This window comes from Acidocella aluminiidurans (genome assembly GCF_055383125.1).
Window position 1 is genome coordinate 1,029,781 of record NZ_AP031589.1, and the last position, 23,599, is coordinate 1,053,379.

Sequence of the window (23,599 nt, forward strand, 5' to 3'; positions counted from 1 at the left end):
CCTTTCGCGCAGCCCCGCCAGGGTCTTGGCGCCCATGCTCGGCCCCCATGGTATTCCGGGACACCCTTGGTATAGACCGGCTCCGTTAATTTCGAAGGTTGTTCCGCCATGGCCCGCCGCCGCCAGCTCTATGAGGGCAAAGCAAAGATCCTGTTCGAGGGCCCGAGCCCGGCACCCTCGTGCAATATTTCAAGGACGACGCCACCGCGTTCAATGCCCAGAAGAAGGGCACGATCACCGGCAAGGGCGTGCTGAACAACCGGATCAGCGAATTCCTGATGACCAAGCTGGCGGAGATCAACGTCCCCACCCACTTCATCCGCCGCCTGAATATGCGCGAGCAGCTGATCAAGGAGGTCGAGATCATCCCGATCGAGGTGGTGGTGCGCAACATCGCCGCCGGCTCCATCGCGCAGCGCCTGGGCATCCCGGAAGGCACGCGCCTGCCGCGCTCGATCGTCGAATATTATTATAAGAACGATTCGCTGAACGACCCGATGGTGGCCGAGGAGCATATCACCGCCTTCGGCTGGGCGACCCCGCCGGATATGGACGACATCGTCCACCTGACCCTGCGGATCAATGATTTCCTCACCGGGCTGTTCCTCGGCGTCGGCATCACTTTGGTGGATTTCAAGCTGGAATTCGGCCGTCTCTATGAGAATGAGGAGATGCGGGTGGTCCTGGCCGACGAGATCAGCCCGGATAATTGCCGCCTCTGGGATGCCAAGACCAACGAAAAGATGGACAAGGACCGCTTCCGCCGCGATCTCGGCAAGATCGAGGAAGCCTATCAGGAAGTCGCCCGCCGCCTGGGCATCCTCCCCGAAGCCGGCTCCCGGGACATGAAGGGCCCGGAGACGATGCAATAACAAGCGCCCCCGAACAATTCGCGCTCATTGATAAAAAGGTTTTGTGATATATGAAGGCCATTGTCACCATCATGCTGAAAAACGGCGTGCTCGACCCGCAGGGCAAGGCCATTGGCCATGCGCTGAATAATCTGGGCTTTGACCAGGTGGGCGAGGTGCGCATGGGCAAGATCATCGAGCTGGAACTGACCGAGACGGACGCCGCCAAGGCCAAGACCCAGGCCGAGGAGATGGCCCGCAAGCTGCTGGCCAATACGGTCATCGAGAGCTTCAAGGTCGAAATCGCGGCCTGATCCGGCCCGGGCGCTTTACTTCCGCGCCCCGGCTCTGCACTTAAAGGGGCATGTCTGCCCCTTTTTTCATATCCGCGCGGTGCGGCTGATGCCGCGCTTGCGGGCTGGTCTCGCGGCGCTGCGGCGGGTGCTGATGCGGCTCTACCGCAAGATGCGGCTGGATCTCTGGTTCCCGCATATCCCGCTGGGGCTGGCGGTGGGGGCGGCCGGGATGATCGCGCTGCTGCCGGCGATCCGGCGTTATCTCTCCGAATATCTGCATCTGCAATTCAACGGGCTGTTCGATGCGCTGCATCCTCTGGATGCCAAGGTGCCGGAACTGATCCTGCAGGGTGTGCCCAGCACCATCATCGGGGTGCTGCAGATTTTCGTGGCGATCGGGCTGCTGCTGCGCTCGCGCCTGGCCTGGATCGCGGCGCTGCTGATGGCGCTGGCGCAGGGGCGCTGGCGATCGGCTACAGCCATGAGGCCTGGTATTCGCCGCCGGTGCTGTATATCGGCGCGGTCTTCGTCATTCTCTCGGCGGCCGGGCGCAGTTTTCAGCGCTCCTCGCTGGCCGCCGGCACGCTGTTCGCCGTCGCCGCGACGCTGCTGCTGATCACCTATGGCGTGCTGGGCTCGCTGATCCTGGGCCAGGGGTTTTCACCGCCGATCCTGGACATCCAACAGGCCGCCTATTTCACCATCGTCACCATGTCCACCGTCGGCTATGGCGATATTCTGCCGAAAAGCGACGAGGCCAGGTTGTTCGTGATGTCGCTGATCGTGGTTGGCATCACCGTCTTCGTCACCTCGCTCAGCGCCGTGGTCGGGCCGCTGGTGCAGGGGCGGCTGAGCCGCATCATCGACCCACATCAGAGGAAGCGCATGAAACGGGTGAATCATTACATCATCGCCGGCTCAGGCGCGCTGGCGCATAACACCGCGCGGGAATTGCTGGCGCGGGATAAGGCCGTGGTCGTCATCACCGACGAGGATGAGGATTTCGGCGATGCCGAGATGGTGCATGGCGACGCCACCGAGCTGGACGTGCTGCGCCGGGCCGGGGCGGAGACGGCGCATGCCGTGCTGGCGCTTTCGCCGGACGATGCGGAGAATGCGTTCGTGATTCTGGCGCTGCGCGAGATGGGGTGCGAGGCGAAGAAGATCGCGGCGGTGAGCAGCCGCAAGAATCTGGAGCGGGTGCGCCGGGTGCAGCCGGATATGATCCTGGCGCCGAACGTGTTTGGCGGCGAGGTGCTGGCGATGGCGCTGACGGAGGAGAAGATTGACGGCAACGCGCTGGTGGAGCGGCTGCTGGACGTGGGTGCCCGCCCAAGCTGACCCACCAAGTTGATAAATGTGCAAAAGTTTTTGGGGTGTGGGGGCTTTTTTCAAAAAGCCCCCACAAATGTCTGGGGTGGTGGCAACGCCGTTGTCCCCACCCCGAACGTTTCTGGCCCTTTTTTGAAAAAAAGGGCCAGACCCCAAAAAACTTTTGATTTTTTATAGAGGGCCCTTTGCAAGGGGGCCTTGAGCCAAATCCATATTGCTTTGGGGGTTAAGGTCCGGCATTAGCCCCCCATGCAAGCCGCCATCCTTCTGTTCCCCGGCATCAACCGGGAACGCGACATGATCCTGGCCGTGCGCCAGAGCTTTGGCCGTGAACCGGCGATCGTCTGGCACAAGGAGACGGAGCTGCCCGCCGGCACCGACCTCGTGATCCTGCCCGGCGGCTTCTCCTTCGGGATTATCTGCGCTGCGGCGCCATGGCGGCCCAATCCCCGATCATGCGCGCGGTGAAGGCCCATGCCGAGCGCGGCGGCTATGTGCTGGGGGTGTGCAACGGCTTCCAGATCATCACCGAGGCCGGGCTGCTGCCGGGCGCTCTGCTGCGCAATGCCGGCTTACGCTTCCTCTCGATGGATACGATGCTGAAGGTTGAGCGCGCCGATACCGTGTTCACCAGCAAATGGGCGCAAGGGGCGACCTTCCGCGCCCCGATGGCGCATGGCGATGGCAATTACAATGCGGACGAGGCCACGCTCGACCGGCTTGAAGGCGAAAACCTGGTCGCCTTCCGCTACGCGGACCAAAACCGCAACGGCTCGGCGCGCAGCATCGCGGGGATTTTCTCGCCCAATCTGCGGGTGCTGGGGCTGATGCCCCACCCGGAAAATCTCGTCGACCCGCTGATGGGCGGCGTTGACGGCAAACCCCTCTTTGACTCCCTGGCGGCCGCATGATGCAAGTTAACGAAACCCTGGCGAAATCCTTCGGCCTCAATGCCGAGGAATGGGGCAAGGTTCTGGAGATCATGGGCCGTACGCCCTCGCTCACGGAGCTTGGCATCTTCTCGGTGATGTGGTCCGAGCATTGCTCCTATAAATCCTCCCGCGTCTGGCTGAAGGAGCTGCCGACCAAGGCGCCCTGGGTGATTCACGGCCCCGGCGAGAATGCCGGCGTGATCGATATCGGCGAGGGTCTGGCGGCGATCTTCAAGATGGAGTCGCATAACCACCCGAGCTTCATCGAGCCCTATCAGGGGGCGGCGACCGGCGTTGGCGGCATCTTGCGCGACGTGTTCACCATGGGCGCGCGCCCGATTGCCAATCTGAATGCGCTGCGCTTTGGCGACCCGGCGCTGCCGGTGACCAAGCGCGTGGTCGATGGCGTGGTGCGCGGCATTGGCGGCTACGGCAATTGCGTCGGCGTGCCGACCGTGGGCGGCGAGGTGAATTTCCACCCGGCCTATAATGGCAACCCGCTGGTGAATGCGATGACCGTGGGCATCGCCAAGCAGGATAAGATTTTCCTCTCGGCTGCCGCCGGTGTCGGCAATCCGGTGGTCTATGTCGGCTCCAAGACCGGGCGCGACGGCATCCATGGCGCCACCATGGCCAGCACCGAGTTCGATGCGGCCTCCGAGGATAAGCGCCCGACCGTGCAGGTCGGCGATCCGTTCACCGAGAAGCTGCTGATCGAGGCCTGCCTGGAGCTGATGCAGACGGACGCGATTGTCGCCATCCAGGACATGGGGGCGGCCGGGCTCACCTCCTCCTCCGTCGAGATGGCGGGCAAAGGCGGGGTGGGCATCGAGCTGAATCTGGACGATGTGCCACAGCGCGAAACCGGCATGAGCGCCTATGAGATGATGCTCTCCGAAAGCCAGGAGCGCATGCTGCTGGTGCTCAAGCCCGAGCGCTCGGACATGGCCCGCGCCATCATCGAGAAATGGGACCTGGATTACGCGGTCATCGGCCATATCACCGATACTGGCCGCATCGTGGTCAAGCATAAGGGCGTGGTCGAGGCGGATATTCTGCTGGCCCTTTGGCCGATGCAGCCCCGCTTTACCGCCGCCCGATCGCCGAGACGCCGAAGCCCGCGAAGCTGCCGCCGATCGAGGCGCATGCGCCCTTGGACCAGGCGCTGCTGAAGCTGATCGGCTCGCCGGATCTCTGCTCGCGCCGCTGGATTTTCGACCAGTATGACAGCTCGATCGGCGGACAGACGGTGAAGCGTCCGGCCCAGGCCGATGCCGCCATCGTCCGTCTGGAAGGCTCCAAGCGCGCTCTGGCGATCACCACGGACGTGACGCCGCGCTATTGCGTGGCGGATGCGGAAATGGGCGGTGCCCAGGCGGTGGCCGAGGCCTGGCGCAACATCACCGCGACCGGCGCCAAGCCGCTGGCGGTGACCGACAATATGAATTTCGGCAACCCGGAAAAGCCCGAGATCATGGGCCAGTTCGCCAGCGCCATCAAAGGCATGGCGGCGGCCTGCACGGCGCTGGATTTCCCGGTCGTCTCCGGCAATGTCTCGCTTTATAACGAGACCGAAGGCCGCCCGATTCTGCCCACCCCCGCCATCGGCGCGGTCGGCGTGATCGAGGATGTGGCTTTGGCGGTGGGCTATGGGCTGCGCCCCGACCTCACCTTGCTGGTGATCGGCGAGACCAAGGGCGAGCTGGGGCGCTCGCTCTATCTGCGCGAAATCCTCGGCCGCGAGGAAGGCGCGCCGCCGCCGGTGGATCTGGCGATCGAGCGCCGCAACGGCGATTTCGTGCGCGGGCAGATCCTCGCCGGCGCGGTGGCCGCCTGCCATGACGTCTCCGATGGCGGCTTGCTGGTGGCGGTGGCGGAAATGGCCCTGGCCGGGGATTGCGGCGCGGCGCTGACCGGCGCCGGGGCGGCCGAATATTGGTATGGCGAGGATCAGGGCCGCTATGTTCTGGCCGTGCGCGATGCCGGCGCGGTGCTGGCCGCCGCCGCCGCCGCCGGTATTCCGGCGCAGCATATCGGCGCTTCGTCGGAAGAGAAAAAATTGACTCTGCCGGATGGCCTTGCCATATCTCTGCCTCAATTGCGCGATGCCCATGAGGGGTTCTTCCCTCGCTGGTTCGCCTGAAAAAGGGTTTTAATAGATGGCCATGCCCGCGGGTGAGATCGAAGCTTTGATCAAGGCCGCCTTCCCTGACGCCACGATCCGGATCGAGGATCTGGCGGGAGATAACGACCATTATGCCGCCTATGTGGTGTCGGAAGCGTTCCGGGGCGTGCCCCGGGTGCGCCAGCACCAGATGGTTTATGCCGCCCTGCAAGGGCGCATGGGCGGCGAACTTCATGCCCTGGCGCTGCAGACAGCGGCCCCGGAATAAGGACCAAATACCCCATGGATAACCCCGTTTTTTCCACCATCCAGGCGCAGATCGACAGCGCTCCGGTCATGCTGTTCATGAAGGGCACGCCGCTCTTCCCGCAATGCGGCTTCTCCGCCCGCGTCGTGCAGATCCTCAAACATGCGGGCGTCGCCTTCTCTTCCGTGAACGTGCTGGAAGACCCCGAGATCCGCGACGGGATCAAGCAATTCTCCAACTGGCCGACCATCCCGCAGCTTTATGTGAAGGGTGAGTTCGTCGGCGGCTGCGACATCGTCACCGAGATGTATCAGAGCGGCGAGCTGCAGACCCTGCTGACCGAAAAAGGCATCACCCAGAACGCGGCCTGACCGCGTGACGCAAGGGCAGGTGATCGCCATCCGTGACCGCTCCCGCCCTTGATCGTTTTCGTCACTGACGAACTGCCAAGACCGGGCGCCGCCGGGCATCTGGCGCTCAATTATGAAATTCTGGACTGGCTGCGGGCCGAGGGGCGGGATGTCACCATCCTGCTCACCGGCGCGCGGCTGGCTTCGCCTTTGGCGTGGCTGGGCGGGATGCAAGTGGACGGCCCAAGGCTGCGCCGCTATGGCCGGCTGGCATGGCCGGCCACCCTGCCCGGGCTGGCCCAGGCCAGCGCCCGGCTGGGGCTGCGCGCCTTGCCCAGGCGGCTGGCGCAGAGTCTGCGGGCGCGGCGCAACCGGGCGGATGCGGTGTTGGGCAGCTTCGCCAGCGCGGCGGATCTGCGCTGGTGCGCGGCCGCCATCGCCCGGCTGCAGCCCGAGGCGGTGCTGATCGACACGATTTTTCGCGCGGCTTTGCTGGCGGCCCCCGAGCTGGCGCAGGTGAACAGCCTGCTGATCACCCATGACCTGTTCCATCGCCGCGCCGAGGCGCTGAGGCTGGCCGGCTACAAGGTGCGCCCGGAGGGGCTGACCCGGCAACGCGAGACCGAGCTGTTGGCTCGCGCTCGGCATATCGCCGCGATCCAGCCCGAGGAGGCGGCGATTTTGCGCCAGATGTGCCCCGGTGCCGATATTCTCACCGCGCCGATGCCGGCGCTGCCCTGCCCGCCCCCGGCCGGACAGGCGCGGCTGCCGGGCCGGCTGGTGTTCATCGGCAGCGACACCCTGCCCAATCTGGACGGGCTGCGCTGGTTTCTGAGCGAGATCTGGCCGGGGCTGCGGGGCCAAGGGATCACGCTGGATCTGATCGGCGATTGCGGGCCGGCGCTGCGGACGCTGCCGGAGGGGGTGAAGGCGCTGGGGCGGGTGGCGCGGCTCGCCCCGCTGCTGCACCGGGCAGCACTCGCCATCGCGCCGTTGCGGGCCGGCTCGGGTTTAAAGATCAAGATGCTGGATTATGCCCGGCACGGGCTGGTCACCATCGCCACCCCGGCGGCGCTGGAGGGGTTCGCGCGGGACGATGCCGCGCCCTTCATCCCGGCCAAAGGCGCGGCGGATTTCGCCGTGGCGATCCTACGCCATATCGCCCCGCCGCCCCCGCCCGAGCCGGCCCTGGCCTATGTGGCGGCGCATTACGGCCGGGCGCGCGTCTTTGCTGGCTTGCGGGAAGCGCTTATTTCGGGCTGAATCCCTGGTTTTGTTGAGGGGATGTTAAGAGAGACCGGGCAAATTGGCGCCATGCGCCTCCTGCACCGCCCAGCCCGCCCCTCTCGCCCCCACACGGCGCCATGACCGCGACACACCAAGACTCTGATCATGCCGCCGGGGCTGAGCTGCGGGCGGAGCGGGAGCTGAAGCAGCATAATGCCCGCCACCGCATCACCGAGCGGCGGCGCGTCATCCAGAAGCTGCGCCAGGCTCTGGCCACCAACCGGCTGGCGCTGCATTTCCAGCCGATCATCGCGCTCGCATCCGGGCGGGCCTGCGCGGCGGAGGTGCAGCTGCGGCTGGACCATTCGCGGCGCGGGCTGATCCCGGCGGGGCATTTGCTGCCTCTGGCCGAGCAATCGGACATGATCATCGACCTCGGCGCCTGGATGCTGCGCCAGGCCTGCATGCAGGCGGCGCAGATGCCGCGGGATTTCACCCTCTCCCTGGCTTTGTGTCTGCGGCATCTGCGCTCCGGCCAGCTGGTGAAGCATGTGCTGGAGGCGTTGCAGCACGCCCAGGCCGAACCCTGCCAGCTGGAATTGCTGATCACCGAGGAAATGCTGCTGGATGCCAATGAGGATACGGTCTTCGCGCTGCGGGCCCTGCAAGGTTTGGGGCTGCGGCTGGCGCTGGACCGTTTCGGCACCGGCTATGCCTCGCTCGCCCCGCTGCGCACGCTGAATTTCTCCACCTTGCGGCTGGACCGCTCGCTGTTGCGCGATATCGAGGCGGACGGCGCGGCCGGCATCGTGCAGGCGGCGGTGGAGGCGGGGCATGCGCTGGGCTGCCAGGTGCTGGCGGATGGGGTGGACTCCCAGAGCCAGTATGATCTGTTGCGCCGGCTGCGGGCGGATCTGGCGCAGGGGAGCTTTTTCAGCGCCGCGCTGGATGGCGCGGCACTCGGCAGCCTGCTGGCACGGCGCTGAAGCCTCACCGCTCGGCCTGGCGCGACATCCGATCAGACGGAATCGTTTGATCGGATAAACTTGCCCGCTCAAACAAAGAGCCAGAGAGGCTGTTTCAAACGTCGTTCTGGTGAGCGCAATAGGCTCTGGCGCCGTCACCCGGCGCAACGCTACTTTGCAAATTGCAATCCGGCGCGTCTTGATGCCGCCGCCGCTTGCGGCATAACTCTGTTCCCATGACCGCCGATCCCGCCGAACAGGCCATTCTCGACACGCTCGCCCAGCGCGGGTTGGACAAATCCATCTGCCCCACCGAGGCGGCGCGCACGCTGGCGGGCCATCCGCAGGATGAAAGCTGGCGCCGCGCGCTGGCGCCGGTGAAGCTGGCGGCACAGCGCCTGGCGCGGGCCGGGCGGATCGAGATTCTGCGCAAGGGCAAGCCTGTTGATCCTGAGACGCTGCATGGCGTGATCCGCCTGCGGCTGAGCCGCCAGGAGAGCTAGAGTTGCGCCATGTGATGACGAATTTCCTCACCGGCTTCGCCGAGGGCGTCAGCCTGGCCAAGCCCTATTTCAAATCCGAGCAGAAATGGGCGGCCTGGGGCTGCTGGGCAGCGTGGTGGCGCTGAATCTGCTGCTGGTCGGGTTCAATGTGATCCTGACCTACTGGAGTAATGATTTCTTCAACGCCATCCAGACCTATGATGCAAAAATCGTCTGGGCGCTGCTTTATATGCCGCTGGTGCATGTACCGGGCAAAAATCCGATGCCAGGCTTCGTCGAAATCGTCGTGATCTATGTGCTGATCGCGGTCTATGCCACCTATCTCAGCCAGATGCTGCAGATCAAATGGCGGCAATGGCTGACCACCCATTATGTGGAAAACTGGCTGCAGGACAGGGCCTATTACAATATTTCGCTCTCGCACGCGCCAAGCTCGATCATCGACAACCCGGACCAGCGCATTTCCGAGGATCTGAATAATTTCACCAACAGCACGCTCTCGCTGGGCATCGATTTCATCACCAATGTGGTGACGCTGTTCAGCTTCGTGTTCGTGCTCTACAGCATCTCCGGCTCGATCACGCTGCTGGGCATCACCATCCCTGGTTATATGCTCTGGGTGGCGATTTTGTACTCGCTGGCCGGCACCGGGCTGACGCATCTGATCGGCCGCAAGCTGGTGCCGCTGGCCTTCAACCAGCAGAAGCTGGAGGCGAATTTCCGCTACCGTCTGGTGCGCGTCCGCGAACATCCAGAGGCGATCGCGCTCTCCCATGGCGAGGCGCAGGAAGAGGGCGAGCTGGTCGGCAGCTTCCAGTTCGTGCGGGATAATTTCTGGGCGATCATGCGCCGGACCAAGGCGCTGAATTTCTTCACCATCTCCTTCAATCAGGTGGCGAATATCTTCCCGCTGGTGGTCGACCTCCCCCGGTTTTTCGCCAAGAAGATGAGCCTTGGCGGACTTATGCAAATTCAACAGGCGTTCGGCCAGGTACAGGGGGCACTCTCCTGGTTCATCACCTCCTACCCGGCTTTGGTGACATGGCGCGCCACCGTGTCGCGTCTTTATGGCTTCCGCGAGGCGATGGAGACAGCGCGCGCCATGGCCGCCGGCGGGCCGCGCCTGCGGGCGGGCGATGAGGGTCTGGCGCTGCGGGCGCTGACACTGACCTTGCCCGATGGGCGCAAGCTGCTCGACCATGCCAGCCTGACCTTGCCGCCGGGTGAGCTGGTGACGATTTCCGGTGCCTCCGGGACCGGCAAATCCACCTTGTTCCGGGCGCTGGCGGGGATCTGGCCCTATGGTGAGGGCGAGGTGACGCTGCCGCGCGGCAAGCTGCTGTTCCTGCCGCAAAAACCCTATTTCCCGCTGGGCACGTTGCGGCGCAACCTAGCCTATCCCGGGCCGGAGGCGGAGCTGCGGGATGAGGCGGCGCGCGAGGCGCTGGCGGCGATGGGGCTGGGGCATCTGGCCGGGCGGCTGGATGAGGCGGCGAATTGGGGGCTGGCCCTTTCGGGTGGCGAGCAGCAGCGCCTGGCGCTGGCGCGGGCGATTCTGGCGAAGCCGGACTGGCTGTTCCTGGACGAGGCGACCTCCGCCCTGGATGTGGGGCTGGCGGCGGAGATCCGCGGCGCGCTGCGGGCGCATCTGCCGGGGACGACGATTGTGGCGATTACCCACCACGAGCAAGGGCCGCGCCAGGTACGGTTCGCGAACGCGGCGCTGGCGGCCAGTTTTTAAAAGTTTTTGGGGTGCAGCCCTTTTTTCAAAAAGGGCTGCAAAACGTTTGGGGTGATGGCGACGCCGGTGCCACGCCTCCAAGGTTTTTCGCAGCTTTTTGAAAAAAGCTGCACCAAAAACTTTTGCTCCTTAGAGCAATATGTGTTTAGGTTGACGCGCCAGCGTCAAAATAAACACATGAAATTGCTCGCTAAAATGAAAGCTAGAGCGTTCAGCTAAAAGCTGAAGGCTCTAAGCCAGTTTCAGGCCCGGCTGGCGGGCAGCGATGCGGGCGCGGATCTGCGCCAGCCCCTCCCCGTCCAGGCAAAGCGGCGCGAAACTCTCAATCTCGCGGCGCTGCTGCATCACCGCCGGCAGCACCGCCATCGTCTTGTCCGCATTGTCGAATATGCTCCGATGGCCGGTATCCAGAAAGGATTCCACCGCGCAACCCTCGGCAAATAAAGCGCCATGTGCCGGCAGCTCGATATGATAATAAACCACCTGCGAAACGCTTTGATCCTGGCGGATGGAATTCCAGTTGATCAGCATTTTCGCCGGGACCAGCACCCCCTCCAGATACAGCGCATGATCCGGCGAGAGGCAGAGGCGGCGGGACGGTACCCCTTCGGCCAGCGCGCCGGGCTCGATGATGACCGGGCGCAGCGCCTCGGCCCGCGCCGCCCCCTCCAGCGTCACCGCCCGCCGGCCGATCCAGACAATCTCCGCCTCGCCCCCTCTGGGGTGATGACGCGATCCCCCGCCCGCAACGCCTCCACCCGTATTTCGCCGCGCGTGGTCAGGATCAGCGTGCCTTCGGCAAAGCAGGGATTGACCTCGCTATAGGCGGTGACGACGGCGTCGATAAACGGGTTATTAGGGTTGGCGGCTGGGTTTTCGCGAGTCGCGAAAGCGATATCCAAAGTCGCGCTATTGGCGGCGGTGCCGAACAGCCCGAGCGCGATCTCGTCAATGACCAGCTTCTCATTGGCATTGAGCGTGAACGGGGTATTGGCGCTCATCTCGACCGTGCCGTTGACGATATAAGCATGGTCGCCGCTCAAAGCCGCAAATGTCGCCTGATAGCCGAATGAACTGTTATCGGCGGCCGCCGTGCTGGCGACATCCAGCGTGCTGAACAGGCTGTCGATCGACTGGATGACGATCTCATCCCCGGCGATGCCGGGATAGGCGCCGGGCAACATATTGGCGATGCTGCCGCCGCCGAAGGACGCCACCGGCATGATGGTGCCGTTGATATCCGCCGTGCCGGCAACCAGCCCGGCGCGGGTGAACAGCACCACGCCCTCGACCGTGCCTTTATTCTCGAAGGTCAGGTTGGTTGGAACGACGTAAGGCGAGGTGACCGTAAGGGTCTCGCCCGTGGCGATCAGCGAATTATAGCTCGAGTTCGACATGCTGCATCCCGTGTTCGCGCGCCAAGATCTTGCCTTTGATGGGCGTTACCCAAGATTGTAGCGGAACCGGTTAATTACGCAATAAAATCGAAACCGCGCGCGACGATGAGACATTCATGAAAACCCCGCAAGCCAGCGGTGATGCGGGCGTCACCTCCTTATATCCGGACCACGAGTTGTTTCCGTGGAGGAATTGTTCATGCGCGCCTTGCTCATCATTCTGCTCATCCTGCTGCTGCTGGGCGGCGGCTTTGGCCTGCATGGCGGGCTGTTTGTCGGCACCGGCGGGATTTATTATGGCGGCGGCTTCGGGCTGCTGCTGATCGTGATCCTGGTGCTGCTGATTTTGTAAGGCGGCGCCGATTTCGCAGCGCTACGACGTTATTCGAAGCGCTGCGATTCAGGCGGCGATGAAGCCGCCGCCGAGGATGCGCGAGCCGTCATAAAACACCGCCGCCTGGCCAGGGGCGGCAATCGCCGGCTCGTCCAGCTCGAGCACGGCGCCCGTGCCGTCGGGGCGGATGCTGGCCGGGTGCAGGCTGTCGCGGGCGCGCAGCTTGACCGCGGCGCGCAATTCGCCCGGCGCGGTCAGCCAGTTCACGTCGCGCAATTTGACGATCCGGCTCTGGCTGCCGCGCGGGCCGACGATGATGCGCCTGGTCCCGGGCTCGATGGATTTCACCACCATATGCGCCGCCTTGTCCGGCAGGCGTTTGGCCTGGCCGATCGTATAGCGGGCGATGCCCTGATGGGTGCCGAGCACGCGACCATCCTCGGCCACCACCTCACCCTCGGCGAGCGCGTCGGGGCGGAATTTTTCCACGATCTTGTCGTAACTGCCGGTGGGGACGAAGCAGATATCCTGGCTGTCAGCCTTCTCGGCGACGGCCAGGCCCATTTCGGCGGCAATCGCCCGCACCTGCGCCTTGGAGGCATAGCCGCCCAGCGGGAAGCGGCAGAAATCGAGCTGCGCCTGGGTGGTGGCGAAGAGGAACCAGCTCTGGTCGCGGGTTTCATCCACCGCCTTGTGCATCTCCGCGCCGTTGGGGCCTTCCAGACGGCGGACATAATGGCCGGTGGCGAGCGCATCCGCGCCGAGATCCTTGGCCATTTCCAGCAGATCGCCGAATTTCAGATGCTGGTTGCAGGCGATGCAGGGCACCGGGGTCTGGCCATCCGCGTAGGAATCCGCGAAGGCGGCCATGACGCTCTGCTTGAAGCGGGTTTCGCTGTCGATCACGTAATGGGCGATGCCGAGCCTATCGGCGACGCGCTTGGCATCGCTGATATCCTGCCCGGCGCAGCACGCCCCTTTGCGCCCCACCGCCGCCCCATGATCATAGAGCTGCAGCGTGACGCCGATCACCTCGTGCCCCTCACGCGCCATCAGCCCGGCCACGACCGAGCTGTCGACGCCGCCGGACATGGCGACCACGACCTTCATATTATTTGCCCGCGTTCCGGGTGGCCGAAGGCAGCTTCACCACCAAGCCATCCAGCGCCTCGGACATCACGATCTGGCAGCCCAGGCGGGAGGTCTTTTCCAGGCCGAAGGCGAGGTCCAGCATGTCTTCCTCGTCCTCGGACGGGCCTTTCAGCTTCCCGAACCAGTCCGGATCGACGATGACATGGCAGGTGGAGCAGGCGAGCGAGCCTTCGCAAGCGCCTTCGATGTCGACGCCATGCTTATGGGCCACTTCCAGCACCGACAGCCCGACCGGGGCCTCGACCTCGCGGCTGGTGCCGTCGCGCTCGATGAAAGTCATTTTCGGCATGAAATATCCTTGAATTCGCTTCGGCGGTGCTTACGCCGATTGGGCGGTTTTCCGCAAGGCGCGGCGTGCCATGGGCTCATAGGCCGCCTGGAAGGCGCGCACCATTTGCGCCTCGGCATTCCAGGGCAGAGAGACGCGGATGGCTTGGCCGGCAAGCTCCCCCTGCCCCATCGCCAGCAGCACATGGCTGGCAGTGACCTTGCCCGAGGAGCAGGCGGAGCCGGCGGAGACGCAGATGCCCGCCATGTCCAGCCCGATCAGCTGGGTTTCCGCGCGCACCCCGGGCAGCGCCAGGCAGGTTGTGTTGGGCAGGCGTGGCGCCCCGGCGCCGATGGGCACCGCCCCCGCCGCGAGGGCGGCCTGTTCGATCTCATCGCGCCAGGCGGCGATCCGCGCGGCCTCGTACGGGGTGCCCAAGGCCGCGGCGAGGCCGGCGATGGCGGGCAGTGCGGGGGTGCCGCCGCGCCGTCCCAGCTCCTGGCCGCCGCCTTTGATCAGTGCCTGGATTTCCAGATTTTCCCGCACCACCAGCGCCCCCGCCCCCGGCGGGCCGCCAAATTTATGGCCGGAGAGGGCGAGGCTGGCCGCCCCCAGCGCCAGCCAGCCCTGGTTGCAGCGGCCGATGGCCTGCACCGCATCCACATGCAGCAGCGCCCCGGCCTCGGCGCAGATTGCGGCGGCGGCGGCGATGTCGTGCAGCACGCCGGTCTCGTTATTCGCCGCCATCAGGCAGACCAGGGCGCCGGGATGGGCCGCTAGCAGGGTTTTCAGCGCGGCGAGATCGACCTGCCCGTCCGGCTGCACCGGGATGATTTTGGCGTCGGGGGCGGCGGCGCGGATGGCGTCGTGCTCCGTGGCGCCGATCAGGATCGGACGGTCGCGGCCCAGCGCGTGGATGGCCAGGGCGTCGGCCTCGGTCGCCCCGGCGCAGAAGATCACATCCGCCGGGCGGGCGGCGCAGAATGAAGCCACGCGCTCACGGGCGGCTTCCAGGATTTTGCGCGCTTCGCGGCCGGCCTGATGCACGGAAGAGGGGTTGCCGCCAATCTCCATCGCCGCCAGCGCCGCCGCGCGGGCCTGCGGGCGCAGCGGCTCGGTGGCATTCGCGTCGAGATAGATCATTTTATCCGGTTACAGCCGCTCATCCTGCCGCTCGCGTACCTGCAGCCGGGCTTCCAGCGCCGTCAGCTCGGTGCGCAGCAGCTCGATTTCATGAAAAAGCGGGTCGATGCAGGGGTCGCAAGGCGTGCCATAGGCGTCGAAACGCGGCTTGCGGGCCTCGCGCTCCACCGGCCGGGCGGGGATGCCCACAACCGTGGTGCCCGCCGGCACCGGGGCCACCACCACCGCATTGGCGCCGATGCGCGCCCCCTCCCCCACCGCGATCGCGCCCAGCACCTTGGCACCGGCGCCGATGATGACGTTATTGCCGATGGTGGGGTGGCGCTTGCCTTGCGCGCTGCTGGTGCCGCCTAGCGTAACCTGATGATAAATATAGACATCATCGCCGATTTCGGCGGTCTCGCCGATCACCACCCCCATGCCGTGATCGATCACCAGACGCCGGCCGATGCTGGCGCCGGGATGGATTTCGATGCCGGTGAGGAAGCGCCCGAGATGCGAAAGCCAGCGCCCGGCAGTGATGAAACCCGCTTTCCAGACCGCGTGCGCGAGGCGGTGAATCACCGCCGCGTGCAGCCCAGGATAGCAGAGCCAGACCTCCAGCATGGAGCGCGCGGCGGGGTCGCGCTCGCGGTAGGCTCGGGCAGTCTCGCGCAAAAACATGAAAGGCATGCGAATTTCCGTGGATAAACAGCCGGGAAGCAGTCTATATTGAAAAGCCTGAGACGATTTTAGGTGTTCAGAGATTTAGGTGTTGAGAGACATCCGTAACCTTAGCCACGATCTTGAAGGAGCATTTAGGTATCAAAGCCTTCCTGGTCAATTAATACGGTTAGCAGGGAGAGTTATTTTCCGCGCAGCGGATAAGCTGTAGAAAATCCTGTCCACACCCTGTGCCAGCCCTGGTGCATCACGCGTTCCTCTACGGTTTCCAGCCGGGGGAAGGCTTCGAGGACCGGGGCTGCCAAACGATGAAAGACGAGTTCGAGTATGCCTGAAGTGATGTTTGCTGGCCCGGAGGGCCGTCTAGAGGGTCGTTACCACCATGCGAAAGAGCGTGGCGCCCCGCTGGCCCTGGTTCTGCACCCCCACCCGCTGCATGGCGGCACCATGAATAACCGCATCACCTATACGATGTACCAGGTCTTCCAGCGCCTGGGCTTTTCCGTGATGCGCTTCAATTTCCGCGGCGTTGGCCGCAGCCAGAGCAAGTTCGATGGCGGCATGGGCGAGATCAACGATGCCGCGGCGGCTTTGGACTGGATGCAGGCGCTGAACCCGGGCCATGGCGGGCTGTGGATCTCCGGCTATTCCTTCGGCGCCTTCGTCGGCATGCAGCTGCTGATGCGCCGCCCGGAAGTCTCCGGCTGGGTGTCCGTGGCGCTGCCGGCCGCCGGCTATGATTTCGGCTTCCTCGCCCCCTGCCCCACTGGCGGGTTGATCATCCATGGCGATGCGGACGAGCTGGTGCCGGAGAATTCCGTGCGCAAGCTGGTCGATAAGCTGAACCAGCAGAAAGGTGTGGCCATCGATTACCGCGTGTTCGAGGGCGCTGACCATGTCTTCGCCAACCATGCGGAGAAGGTGAGCGAGGCGGTGGAAGGCTATGTGAGCCAGTCCTTGGCGCGCAAGCAGATGGCGCTGGCGGCGGACTGAGCCACCCCTGATCCCAATAAAAAACCGCCCGTCCGGGCGGTTTTTTTATGCGCGCGAGGCTGCTTCAGGCGGCCGCCCTTTCGGCCATTTCCTGCACGCTCTCCTCCGGGATCAGGCTGCCGATGGCGAGGATGGAGATGATACGGTTATCCATCATCACCAGCCCCTGGATGAATTCACGCGGCATCTCGCTGCCGGTATCGGGGGTGCGCTGGCGCATTTCATCGGTGACGGTGATGATGTCGCACACCGCATCCACCAGCAGCCCGGCGGCGCGGCCCTGATGCTCCACCACCACCACCACAGAGGCCGCCCCCGGTTCCGCCGCGGAGAGGCCGAGACGTTCCGCCAGATCCACCACCACCAGCACGCTGCCGCGCAGATTGATCATGCCTTTGATGAAATGCGGCGCGTAAGGCAGGTGGGTGGAGGCGATCCAGCCGCGGATTTCCCGGATGGAGCGGATATCGAACGCGAATTCCTGCGCGCCTAAGCGGACGGAGAGGAACTCCGCGCGATGCTCATTGGCTTTATATTCGGCCTGATGGGACATGATGTCTCGCTTGCGTTGGCTCGGGTTTCAGGGTCTAGAGCGAGATGGGTTCACACCCGCTCGCTCTCTTTATGTTTTAGCGAGCAATTTCATGTGTTTATCTTGATTCTGGCGCGTCAATCCAAACACATATTGCTCTAGGGTGACCGGCCGCCCGCCGGCGATTTCAGCCTAGGGCGAACAGGTTAAAATTTGGTGGACGGGGTTAGAACAGCTCCAACTCGCCCGAGATATGCCCCTGATCCAGCGGCACGGGCGCGCCTTTCAGCCGGTATTGCAGCTCGGCCAGCCGGATCGAGGAGAGCGCGTTGCGCGAATCCACCGCCAGATCCTCCGGCAACATCGCGCTGATATCGAGAATATAGCCCGAAAGCGCGGCCAGCCGTTGGGAAAGCAGATCCAGAGACTGCACATCGCGGTGACATTCAGGGTCCAGCGCCAGGCGGCGCACGGCCGGGCTGAGGCTGAGCTGAAAACTATCGGTAAAATGCCCAAGCTCCCGAAACTCCTCACCGATGGCGGTAAGGATGGAGCGCAGGGGGGTATGGTGGTCAGCGGCTTGGGGATTAAAATTCGTCATCATACCACTCCTATGCTTCAGCTTTGCGTCTCCCCCGGCGCTGTGCAGGCCTGCCGGGGCGACCGATCGGTTCAGAACAATTCCACCTGTCCGGCGCCGGAGCGCAGAACCGGTTGGCGCGTGGTTTCTTCGCGCATGATCGATTCCGTCTCCTTCTGCAGCAGCGCCTGGCGGGCCCGCCCGCCAACCGGCCAGAACTGGATGCGCCGCCCATGCACGCCGCGCAGGCTGCCCCCGACCAGCTCAATCCCTTCCTCGCGCAGAAACGCCTCGGCAAAGCTGGCATTGAGGGCGCCGATATCTGTCAGCCCCTTGATCATCGCGGCACCGCCAAACAGCTTCGCCTTCATGCGGGGCTTATGGGCGCCCATACGCAAAAGATCGTTGATCAGCAGCTCCATCAGATTGACGCCGTAGCGCTGCGCGTCGCTACGCGGCGCCGGGGTGCGGGAATTGGCATCGCCGGGCAAAAGAAAATGGTTCATGCCCCCGACCTTTGCCGCGGGGTCCCAGATGCAGGCCGCGATGCAGGAGCCGAGAATGGTGGTCAGCACCGCGTTGGGGTCGTTATCCACATGATGAAAGCCCTGAACGATATTGATCCGCTTCTCCCGCCCGGCGGGCGAGGAGAGATTGGAGACATTCATGCGACGGAGCTCCTTTGCCGGCTATTGGTCAGGGCAAGGATCTGCCCGCCGATCTTGTCCAGCGGGCATTGCTTGGCCACCGCCCCCAGCTCATAAGCCACACGCGGCATGCCATAGACGACGCAGCTCGCCGCATCCTGCCCCAGCGTCTCGGCACCGGCCCGGCGCATCGCCAGCAGCCCCTCCGCCCCGTCATTGCCCAGGCCGGTGAGGATCACCCCGACCGCCTGCGCCCCAGCTTGCCGCGCGACGGAATTGAACATCACATCCACCGAGGGACGATGGCCATTTACCTTGTCCGCCTGGCTGAGCTGCAGGGTGAACTGGCTGCGCCCGGAGAGTTCCAGATGGTGATCGCCAGGGCAGAGATAAATATGGCCTGGCTCCAGCCGCATGCCCGGTTCCGCCTCGCGGGCCTGCGGGCGGCATAATTTATCCAGCCTGGCGGCGAAGCTGCGGGTGAAGCTGGGCGGCATGTGCTGGCTGACCAGAGTGGGCGGGCAATTGGCCGGGAATTTCGAGAAAATCTCGATCAACGCCTCAACCCCGCCGGTGGAGGAGCCGATCGCGACGATCTTGCCATCGGGATCGTAATTCTGCACCGGGCTGAACGCGGCTTCGCGCAAGGGCCGGCGCCGCCGCCCCGACTGCGCCGCCGCCTTCACCTTTTCCGCCAGCAGCCGGAAACTATCCGGCGCGTAGGAGGAAGGTTTGGCCACGCAATCAAAGGCGCCGATTTCCAGGGCGCGCAGATTCACATCCGCCCCGGCCTGGGTGAGGGTGGAGACCATCACCACCGGTGTCGGCCGCAGCCGCATGATTTTATCCAGGAAGGAAATACCGTCCATGTTCGGCATTTCGATATCCAGCGTGATCACATCCGGGGCGAGCCGCTTGATCAATTGCCGCGCCTCCAGCGGGTCGCCCGCCTGGCCGACAACTTCGATCTGCGGGTCGGATTGCAGCGTTGCGGTGATGAGACCGCGCATGGTGGCGGAATCATCCACGACGATGACACGAATACTCATGTCCTGGCGCCTCCAGCGCGTTTGCGATAGATGGTCACGCCATCACTGACCAGAAGCTGCTCCGCCGCGCCCGAAACACGTTCGGAGTGACCGATATAGAGCGCGCCTGCATCTTCCAGCAGCGGCGTGAAGCGCGACCAGATCCGCTCCTGGGTCGGGTTGTCGAAATAGATCACGACATTGCGGCAGAAAATAATCTGGAACTTGCCTTTCATCGGCCATTGGCCAATGAGATTCAGCGGCTTGAAGCTGATGAGTTGGCGCAGCTCGGGGGCGGCCTGATAATGCTCCCGGCCATTGCTCACCGGTTTGAACCAGGCTTGCCGCAAAGAAGGCGGCACCGGTTCCAGCTGGGAGTCCTCGTAAATGCCCGCCATGGCGGTGGCGAGAACATTCTGGTCGATATCAGAGGCCAGGATGCGAATATCGAAACGCGGCGCGTCCGGCATCTCCTGAAGCAGGGTCAGCGCCATCGAGTAGGGCTCCGGCCCGGAGGAACAGGCGGCGGACCAAAGCCGGATTTTCTCCCCCGCCCGGGCGCGCCGGATCAGCCCGGGTAGCATCTTCGTGCGCATATGCTCGAAATGATGCGGTTCACGGAAAAACCGCGTCACGTTGGTGGTCAAGGCGGCGACCAGCTCGCGCCGCTCCTGCTTGCCGTCCGGCGCCTCAACCAGCGCGCAATATTCCGCGAAGCCGGGCAGGCCGAGCTTGCGCACGCGCTTGGCGAGGCGGGAATAAACCAGATTGGCCTTCGCGGCGGAGAGGGCGATGCCGGTTTCCTGCATCATCAATCGGGAAATCACGTCCAGATCGGCCGCGGTAAACCGGAATTCGCTGTTCTCCACCAAAACTTTGGCTGTCGCGGTGAGCTGGGCCATCAGGCCGCCTCCAGCTCGTCCGCCGGCAGCACGTCGTCCAACGTGATCAGGCTCACCATGCGCCCGTCCATCGGCAACAAGCCCTTGACGAAGCCCTTGACCAGATCCGATGTCACATCCGGCACCGTCTGGATGAGATTATCGTTGGCGGTGAGAATATCCGAGACCGCATCGACGAGAATTCCGATCTGGCGCTGCGCCAGCTGGACCACGATGATGACATTGCGCGCCGTCGGCTCCGTGCCCGGCATGCCGAGCCGGGTGGCGAGATCGACAATCGGCAGCACGGCGCCGCGCAGATTGATGACGCCCTTCACATAGCGGGGGGCGCGCGGCAGGGTGGTGGCCGCGGTCCAGCCGCGAATTTCGCGCACCATCATCACATTGATGCAGAATTCCTGACGGCCGACACGAAAGGCGATCAATTCACGCCCTTCACCCAGACGCTCCAAAACATCGCTCATGCCGCCCTCCCGCTCAATTCCAGCGCCTTCATCTCGGCGGTATTGCGATTCATGTCGGCGCCGGCATTCACCACCACCGCATCCACATCGACAATCAACGCCACCCGCCCATCTCCCATCACCGTCGCCGCGGCGACGCCGGGCACGGCACGATAATTGGCCTCCAGACTCTTGATGACGACCTGGCGCTGGCCGTGGATCGCATCCACCATCAGCACCGCGCGCGCGCCGCCCTCGCCTTCCACCAGCAGCGCCACGCTCTGCTCCGGGTCGGCATGTTTCGTGCTGTAGCCAAGGCAAAACGCGACATCGACCACCGGCACATAGCCCCCGCGCAGGGCCAGCATGTTGAGATCCCCATCCAGCGGGAACACATCCTTGGCGCGTGGCTTCAGCGTTTCCATGATCGCGCCCAGCGGAATGATCAACGTGTTGCCCTGGGCGGAAACGACCATGCCATCCAGCACCGCCAGGGTCAGCGGCAGAGAGAGGGTAAAGGTCGAGCCCTGGCCGGGCCGGGAGGAAATCGAAATCCTGCCGCCCAGCGCCTGGATGGATTGGCGCACCACATCCATGCCGACGCCGCGGCCGGAAATATCGGAAACTTTCGCCGCCGTGGAGAACCCTGGCAGGAAGATGAGATTATCAATCTCTTCATCGCTGAGCTGGGCATCCGCGGTGATCACGCCATTTTCGATCGCCTTCTGCCGCACGCGGGCGCGGTTAATGCCGCCGCCATCATCGGCAACCTCCAGCACGATGCGCCCGGAACGATGCACGGCGGTCAGCCGCACCGTGCCCTCGGCCGGCTTGCCGGCGGCAAGCCGCGCCTCGGTGGATTCCAGCCCATGATCGATGGCGTTGCGGATCATATGGGTCAAGGGATCGGCGATGCGTTCGATAACGGTTTTATCGACCTCCGTCGCCTCGCCTTCGGTGACCAGCTTGACCTGCTTATTGGTCATCGCCGCCACTTCGCGCACCAGGCGCGGCATGCGCTGGAACACCGAGCGCACCGGCTGGGCGCGGATGGCCATCACGCTGTCCTGGATTTCACGGGTGAGATGCTCAAGCTCTTCCAACGCCATGGCCACACCGGAGGAGCGCGCGATGCCGGCTTCCAGCACGCGCTGGCTCAGCATCGCCTCATTGATGACCAACTCGCCGACCAGGTCGATCATTCTGTCCACCCGGTCGAGATCGACGCGGATGGTGGCGCCGACGGCATTCGCCGCCTCCACCTTCGCCGCCATCGCCTGCACGGCCTGGCTGGCGGGGCTGGGCTCGGCCGGCGCGGCGGGTTTGGGGGGCGGGGAAGCCGCGCGGGGTGGTGCTGCTTCTGGCGCGGCAGGGGGTGCGGGCTCCTCCGGCGCCTCATCCTGCGGCTCGGAAGGCGGGAAAAACTCGAAGCAGAAGCCGTTATCGCCGGTGATCACGGTGCCGGGCGCAAAGCCGGATTCATCCGCGGCCGGGGCAGCAGCGCCGGCCGGCCCGGCATCGCGCCGGGTGATGGTGAGCCGGCAATCATCCTCGACGAATTCAAAGAGATCGACAATCTCTTCCTCGCTGCAATCGCTGTTCAGAAGAATGCGCCAGGAGAGATAGGCGCCTTCCGGGTCCAGCTCATGCAATTCCGGCAACTCGCTGTCATCCAGCGTCACCTGCGTTTCGCCCAGCCGTTTCAGCTCGCGCAACAGCAAGGCGGCTTCATTGGCCTTGGCATAAAGCGCGGGGTGCGGGGTGAACAATATCTCCCAATGCCCGGCGGCGTCCGGCGTCGGGCTGGTGGGGGGCGTGGATGCGGCGTCCGGCGCGGCGCCGGCTTGGTCGATCTGGTTGAACTCCCCCGTCACGGCGGCGATGCGGGCTTCGTCCACGCTGCCGCCATCACGCGCGGCGCGGACGAGATCCGCCAGAATATCCGCCGCGCGCAGGAACACAGCCACCACCGGCGGCGAGGCCACGAGCAGGCCGGAGCGGACCTTGTCCAGCGCGGTCTCGAACACATGCGCGAAGCGCACCAGCGCGTCGAGCGCGAAAATGCCCGCCCCGCCCTTCATCGAATGCACGGCGCGGAATACGGCATTCACCGTTTCGGCTTCGGCGGTGCCATTCTCCATCGCGATCAGCCCGGTTTCCAGTTCAGCGAGCTGCTCCTCGCATTCCTGGAAAAACGTATCTCGGATTGCGGCTAACGGGTCTTCCATGCGGCCCTCCTTGAGGCTCAGGCGGCGACGCGGCGGATCGCATCCACCAGCTTCTCGGGGTCGAAGGGCTTCACGATCCAGCCGGTGGCGCCGGCCTCACGCGCGCGGTTCTTCTTTTCGATATCGACCTCGGTGGTGAGCACCAGCACCGGGGTGGCACGGCGGGCTTCGTCCTGGCGTACGGCCTGGATGAAGCCGAACCCGTCCATGCGCGGCATATTGATATCGGTCACGATGACATCCGGGGATTCGGAGGCCAGAACCTCCAGCCCGTGCAGCCCGTCCTCCGCCTGGATGACGCGGAACCCCGCCGCCACCAGGGAATGTCGCAACATGTCCCGCATGGCGCGGGAATCATCGACGGTCAAAATGGTCATGCTCATGGTTTCGGTTCCCCGCAAATATCGTTGGCCTGGTGCGTCAGATCGTCAGGTTTCAGCCCCATCAGCTCCAGCGAGGTGATGAGATCCTCGGACGGGCTGTGCAGAGTCAGGCTATGGTCCTCTGCCGCCCAGGCGATACGGGCGGCCAGCAGCACCTGCAGGCACTGCCCCCCCAGACGCTGCACCTGGGCGCCGTTGAGGCAGACATCCTGGCCGCGCCGTTGCAGGAACATCTCCTGCAAGGCGGGGGCGGCCACCAGATCCATCACCGCCGGCAATTCGATCTCGTCTGTCATGGTCTCGACCTTCGCTGCCAATCATTCATGTTTGGTTACGG

General features: G+C 64.4%; 24 protein-coding genes and 5 pseudogenes. 15 read left to right on the forward strand and 14 right to left on the reverse strand.

What is annotated here, in order from left to right:
• Window positions 1-108 precede the first annotated feature (108 nt).
• The 13 genes and pseudogenes from purC (at window position 109) to ACZ46S_RS05330 (ending at window position 10,569) form a co-directional block, all read left to right on the forward strand.
• Window positions 109-872: pseudogene (gene purC / locus ACZ46S_RS05270) on the forward strand (phosphoribosylaminoimidazolesuccinocarboxamide synthase).
• 50 nt (window positions 873-922) lie between these two features.
• Entirely contained in the window at window positions 923-1,165 is a 243-nt protein-coding gene (gene purS / locus ACZ46S_RS05275; protein WP_295742910.1) for a phosphoribosylformylglycinamidine synthase subunit PurS, read from the forward strand.
• 88 nt (window positions 1,166-1,253) lie between these two features.
• Window positions 1,254-1,763, forward strand: coding sequence for a hypothetical protein (locus ACZ46S_RS05280; protein ID WP_464063640.1), 510 nt, complete (start codon window positions 1,254-1,256; stop codon window positions 1,761-1,763).
• The gene (locus tag ACZ46S_RS05285) at window positions 1,652-2,488 is read left to right on the forward strand and encodes an NAD-binding protein (protein WP_464063641.1); all 837 of its coding nucleotides are present in this window, start codon (window positions 1,652-1,654) and stop codon (window positions 2,486-2,488) included. Before ACZ46S_RS05280 ends, ACZ46S_RS05285 begins: the two co-directional genes overlap by 112 nt.
• Window positions 2,489-2,728: 240 nt before the next feature.
• Window positions 2,729-3,390, forward strand: a pseudogene (gene purQ / locus ACZ46S_RS05290) (phosphoribosylformylglycinamidine synthase subunit PurQ).
• Window positions 3,387-5,554, forward strand: a pseudogene (gene purL, locus ACZ46S_RS05295) (phosphoribosylformylglycinamidine synthase subunit PurL). Before purQ ends, purL begins: the two co-directional pseudogenes overlap by 4 nt.
• Window positions 5,555-5,570: 16 nt before the next feature.
• Window positions 5,571-5,804, forward strand: coding sequence for a BolA/IbaG family iron-sulfur metabolism protein (locus tag ACZ46S_RS05300; RefSeq protein WP_008493484.1), 234 nt, complete (start codon window positions 5,571-5,573; stop codon window positions 5,802-5,804).
• 14 nt (window positions 5,805-5,818) lie between these two features.
• Window positions 5,819-6,154 (forward strand): Grx4 family monothiol glutaredoxin, encoded by a 336-nt coding sequence (gene grxD, locus ACZ46S_RS05305; RefSeq protein WP_295742924.1) that lies wholly within the window; start codon window positions 5,819-5,821, stop codon window positions 6,152-6,154.
• A gap of 48 nt (window positions 6,155-6,202) precedes the next feature.
• Window positions 6,203-7,396: a glycosyltransferase gene (locus ACZ46S_RS05310; RefSeq protein ID WP_464063642.1), complete on the forward strand. Its 1,194-nt coding sequence runs from the start codon at window positions 6,203-6,205 to the stop codon at window positions 7,394-7,396.
• 101 nt (window positions 7,397-7,497) lie between these two features.
• Complete coding sequence (locus ACZ46S_RS05315; RefSeq protein ID WP_464063643.1) at window positions 7,498-8,346, forward strand: EAL domain-containing protein; 849 nt, start codon at window positions 7,498-7,500, stop codon at window positions 8,344-8,346.
• 215 nt (window positions 8,347-8,561) lie between these two features.
• Window positions 8,562-8,828 (forward strand): DUF3253 domain-containing protein, encoded by a 267-nt coding sequence (locus ACZ46S_RS05320; protein ID WP_464063644.1) that lies wholly within the window; start codon window positions 8,562-8,564, stop codon window positions 8,826-8,828.
• A gap of 2 nt (window positions 8,829-8,830) precedes the next feature.
• Window positions 8,831-8,953, forward strand: a complete 123-nt coding sequence (locus tag ACZ46S_RS05325) for a hypothetical protein (RefSeq protein ID WP_464063645.1) — start codon at window positions 8,831-8,833, stop codon at window positions 8,951-8,953.
• Window positions 8,914-10,569, forward strand: a complete 1,656-nt coding sequence (locus ACZ46S_RS05330) for an ABC transporter ATP-binding protein/permease (RefSeq protein ID WP_464063646.1) — start codon at window positions 8,914-8,916, stop codon at window positions 10,567-10,569. The genes ACZ46S_RS05325 and ACZ46S_RS05330 overlap by 40 nt, the downstream gene beginning before the upstream one ends.
• A 231-nt stretch (window positions 10,570-10,800) precedes the next feature.
• Here ACZ46S_RS05330 and ACZ46S_RS05335 read toward each other — a convergent pair.
• Window positions 10,801-11,966: pseudogene (locus ACZ46S_RS05335) on the reverse strand (Hint domain-containing protein).
• A gap of 199 nt (window positions 11,967-12,165) precedes the next feature.
• Here ACZ46S_RS05335 and ACZ46S_RS05340 point away from each other — a divergent pair.
• Window positions 12,166-12,318 (forward strand): DUF3309 domain-containing protein, encoded by a 153-nt coding sequence (locus ACZ46S_RS05340; RefSeq protein ID WP_155992634.1) that lies wholly within the window; start codon window positions 12,166-12,168, stop codon window positions 12,316-12,318.
• 48 nt (window positions 12,319-12,366) lie between these two features.
• Here ACZ46S_RS05340 and mnmA read toward each other — a convergent pair whose 3' ends face one another.
• Genes mnmA through cysE form a run of 4 tightly spaced genes read right to left on the reverse strand, consistent with a single transcriptional unit; the run spans window position 12,367 to window position 15,535 of the window.
• The gene (mnmA, locus tag ACZ46S_RS05345) at window positions 12,367-13,410 is read right to left on the reverse strand and encodes a tRNA 2-thiouridine(34) synthase MnmA (protein ID WP_464063647.1); all 1,044 of its coding nucleotides are present in this window, start codon (window positions 13,408-13,410) and stop codon (window positions 12,367-12,369) included.
• Window position 13,411: 1 nt separating this feature from the next.
• Entirely contained in the window at window positions 13,412-13,741 is a 330-nt protein-coding gene (locus tag ACZ46S_RS05350; RefSeq protein WP_464063648.1) for a ferredoxin family 2Fe-2S iron-sulfur cluster binding protein, read from the reverse strand.
• Window positions 13,742-13,771: 30 nt separating this feature from the next.
• Window positions 13,772-14,863, reverse strand: coding sequence for a cysteine desulfurase family protein (locus ACZ46S_RS05355; protein ID WP_464063649.1), 1,092 nt, complete (start codon window positions 14,861-14,863; stop codon window positions 13,772-13,774).
• A gap of 9 nt (window positions 14,864-14,872) precedes the next feature.
• The gene (gene cysE / locus ACZ46S_RS05360; RefSeq protein WP_464063650.1) at window positions 14,873-15,535 is read right to left on the reverse strand and encodes a serine O-acetyltransferase; all 663 of its coding nucleotides are present in this window, start codon (window positions 15,533-15,535) and stop codon (window positions 14,873-14,875) included.
• Window positions 15,536-15,853: 318 nt separating this feature from the next.
• On the opposite strand from cysE, the gene ACZ46S_RS05365 reads away from it, so the two are divergent.
• A complete protein-coding gene (locus ACZ46S_RS05365) occupies window positions 15,854-16,519 on the forward strand; it encodes an alpha/beta hydrolase (protein WP_008493499.1) in 666 nt (221 codons plus the stop codon).
• A gap of 64 nt (window positions 16,520-16,583) precedes the next feature.
• Here the strand turns inward: ACZ46S_RS05365 and ACZ46S_RS05370 are convergent, their stop codons facing one another.
• The 9 genes and pseudogenes from ACZ46S_RS05370 to ACZ46S_RS05410 form a co-directional block, all read right to left on the reverse strand.
• Complete coding sequence (locus ACZ46S_RS05370; RefSeq protein WP_295742955.1) at window positions 16,584-17,072, reverse strand: chemotaxis protein CheW; 489 nt, start codon at window positions 17,070-17,072, stop codon at window positions 16,584-16,586.
• 205 nt (window positions 17,073-17,277) lie between these two features.
• On the reverse strand, window positions 17,278-17,652 hold the full coding sequence (locus ACZ46S_RS05375) for a hypothetical protein (RefSeq protein WP_295742958.1): 375 nt from the start codon (window positions 17,650-17,652) through the stop codon (window positions 17,278-17,280).
• A gap of 71 nt (window positions 17,653-17,723) precedes the next feature.
• Window positions 17,724-18,295 (reverse strand): annotated as a pseudogene (locus tag ACZ46S_RS05380) (chemotaxis protein CheD).
• Window positions 18,296-19,327: a protein-glutamate methylesterase/protein-glutamine glutaminase gene (locus tag ACZ46S_RS05385; protein WP_464063651.1), complete on the reverse strand. Its 1,032-nt coding sequence runs from the start codon at window positions 19,325-19,327 to the stop codon at window positions 18,296-18,298.
• Entirely contained in the window at window positions 19,324-20,208 is an 885-nt protein-coding gene (locus ACZ46S_RS05390; protein WP_464063652.1) for a CheR family methyltransferase, read from the reverse strand. Before ACZ46S_RS05390 ends, ACZ46S_RS05385 begins: the two co-directional genes overlap by 4 nt.
• Window positions 20,208-20,672 (reverse strand): chemotaxis protein CheW, encoded by a 465-nt coding sequence (locus tag ACZ46S_RS05395; protein WP_008493506.1) that lies wholly within the window; start codon window positions 20,670-20,672, stop codon window positions 20,208-20,210. Before ACZ46S_RS05395 ends, ACZ46S_RS05390 begins: the two co-directional genes overlap by 1 nt.
• A complete protein-coding gene (locus ACZ46S_RS05400; RefSeq protein WP_464063653.1) occupies window positions 20,669-22,879 on the reverse strand; it encodes a chemotaxis protein CheA in 2,211 nt (736 codons plus the stop codon). Before ACZ46S_RS05400 ends, ACZ46S_RS05395 begins: the two co-directional genes overlap by 4 nt.
• 17 nt (window positions 22,880-22,896) lie before the next feature.
• Window positions 22,897-23,262 carry a response regulator gene (locus ACZ46S_RS05405; RefSeq protein ID WP_295744264.1) on the reverse strand — a complete coding sequence of 122 codons (366 nt, stop codon included), beginning with the start codon at window positions 23,260-23,262 and terminating at the stop codon, window positions 22,897-22,899.
• Window positions 23,259-23,558: an STAS domain-containing protein gene (locus ACZ46S_RS05410; RefSeq protein WP_295744267.1), complete on the reverse strand. Its 300-nt coding sequence runs from the start codon at window positions 23,556-23,558 to the stop codon at window positions 23,259-23,261. Before ACZ46S_RS05410 ends, ACZ46S_RS05405 begins: the two co-directional genes overlap by 4 nt.
• Window positions 23,559-23,599 lie beyond the last annotated feature (41 nt).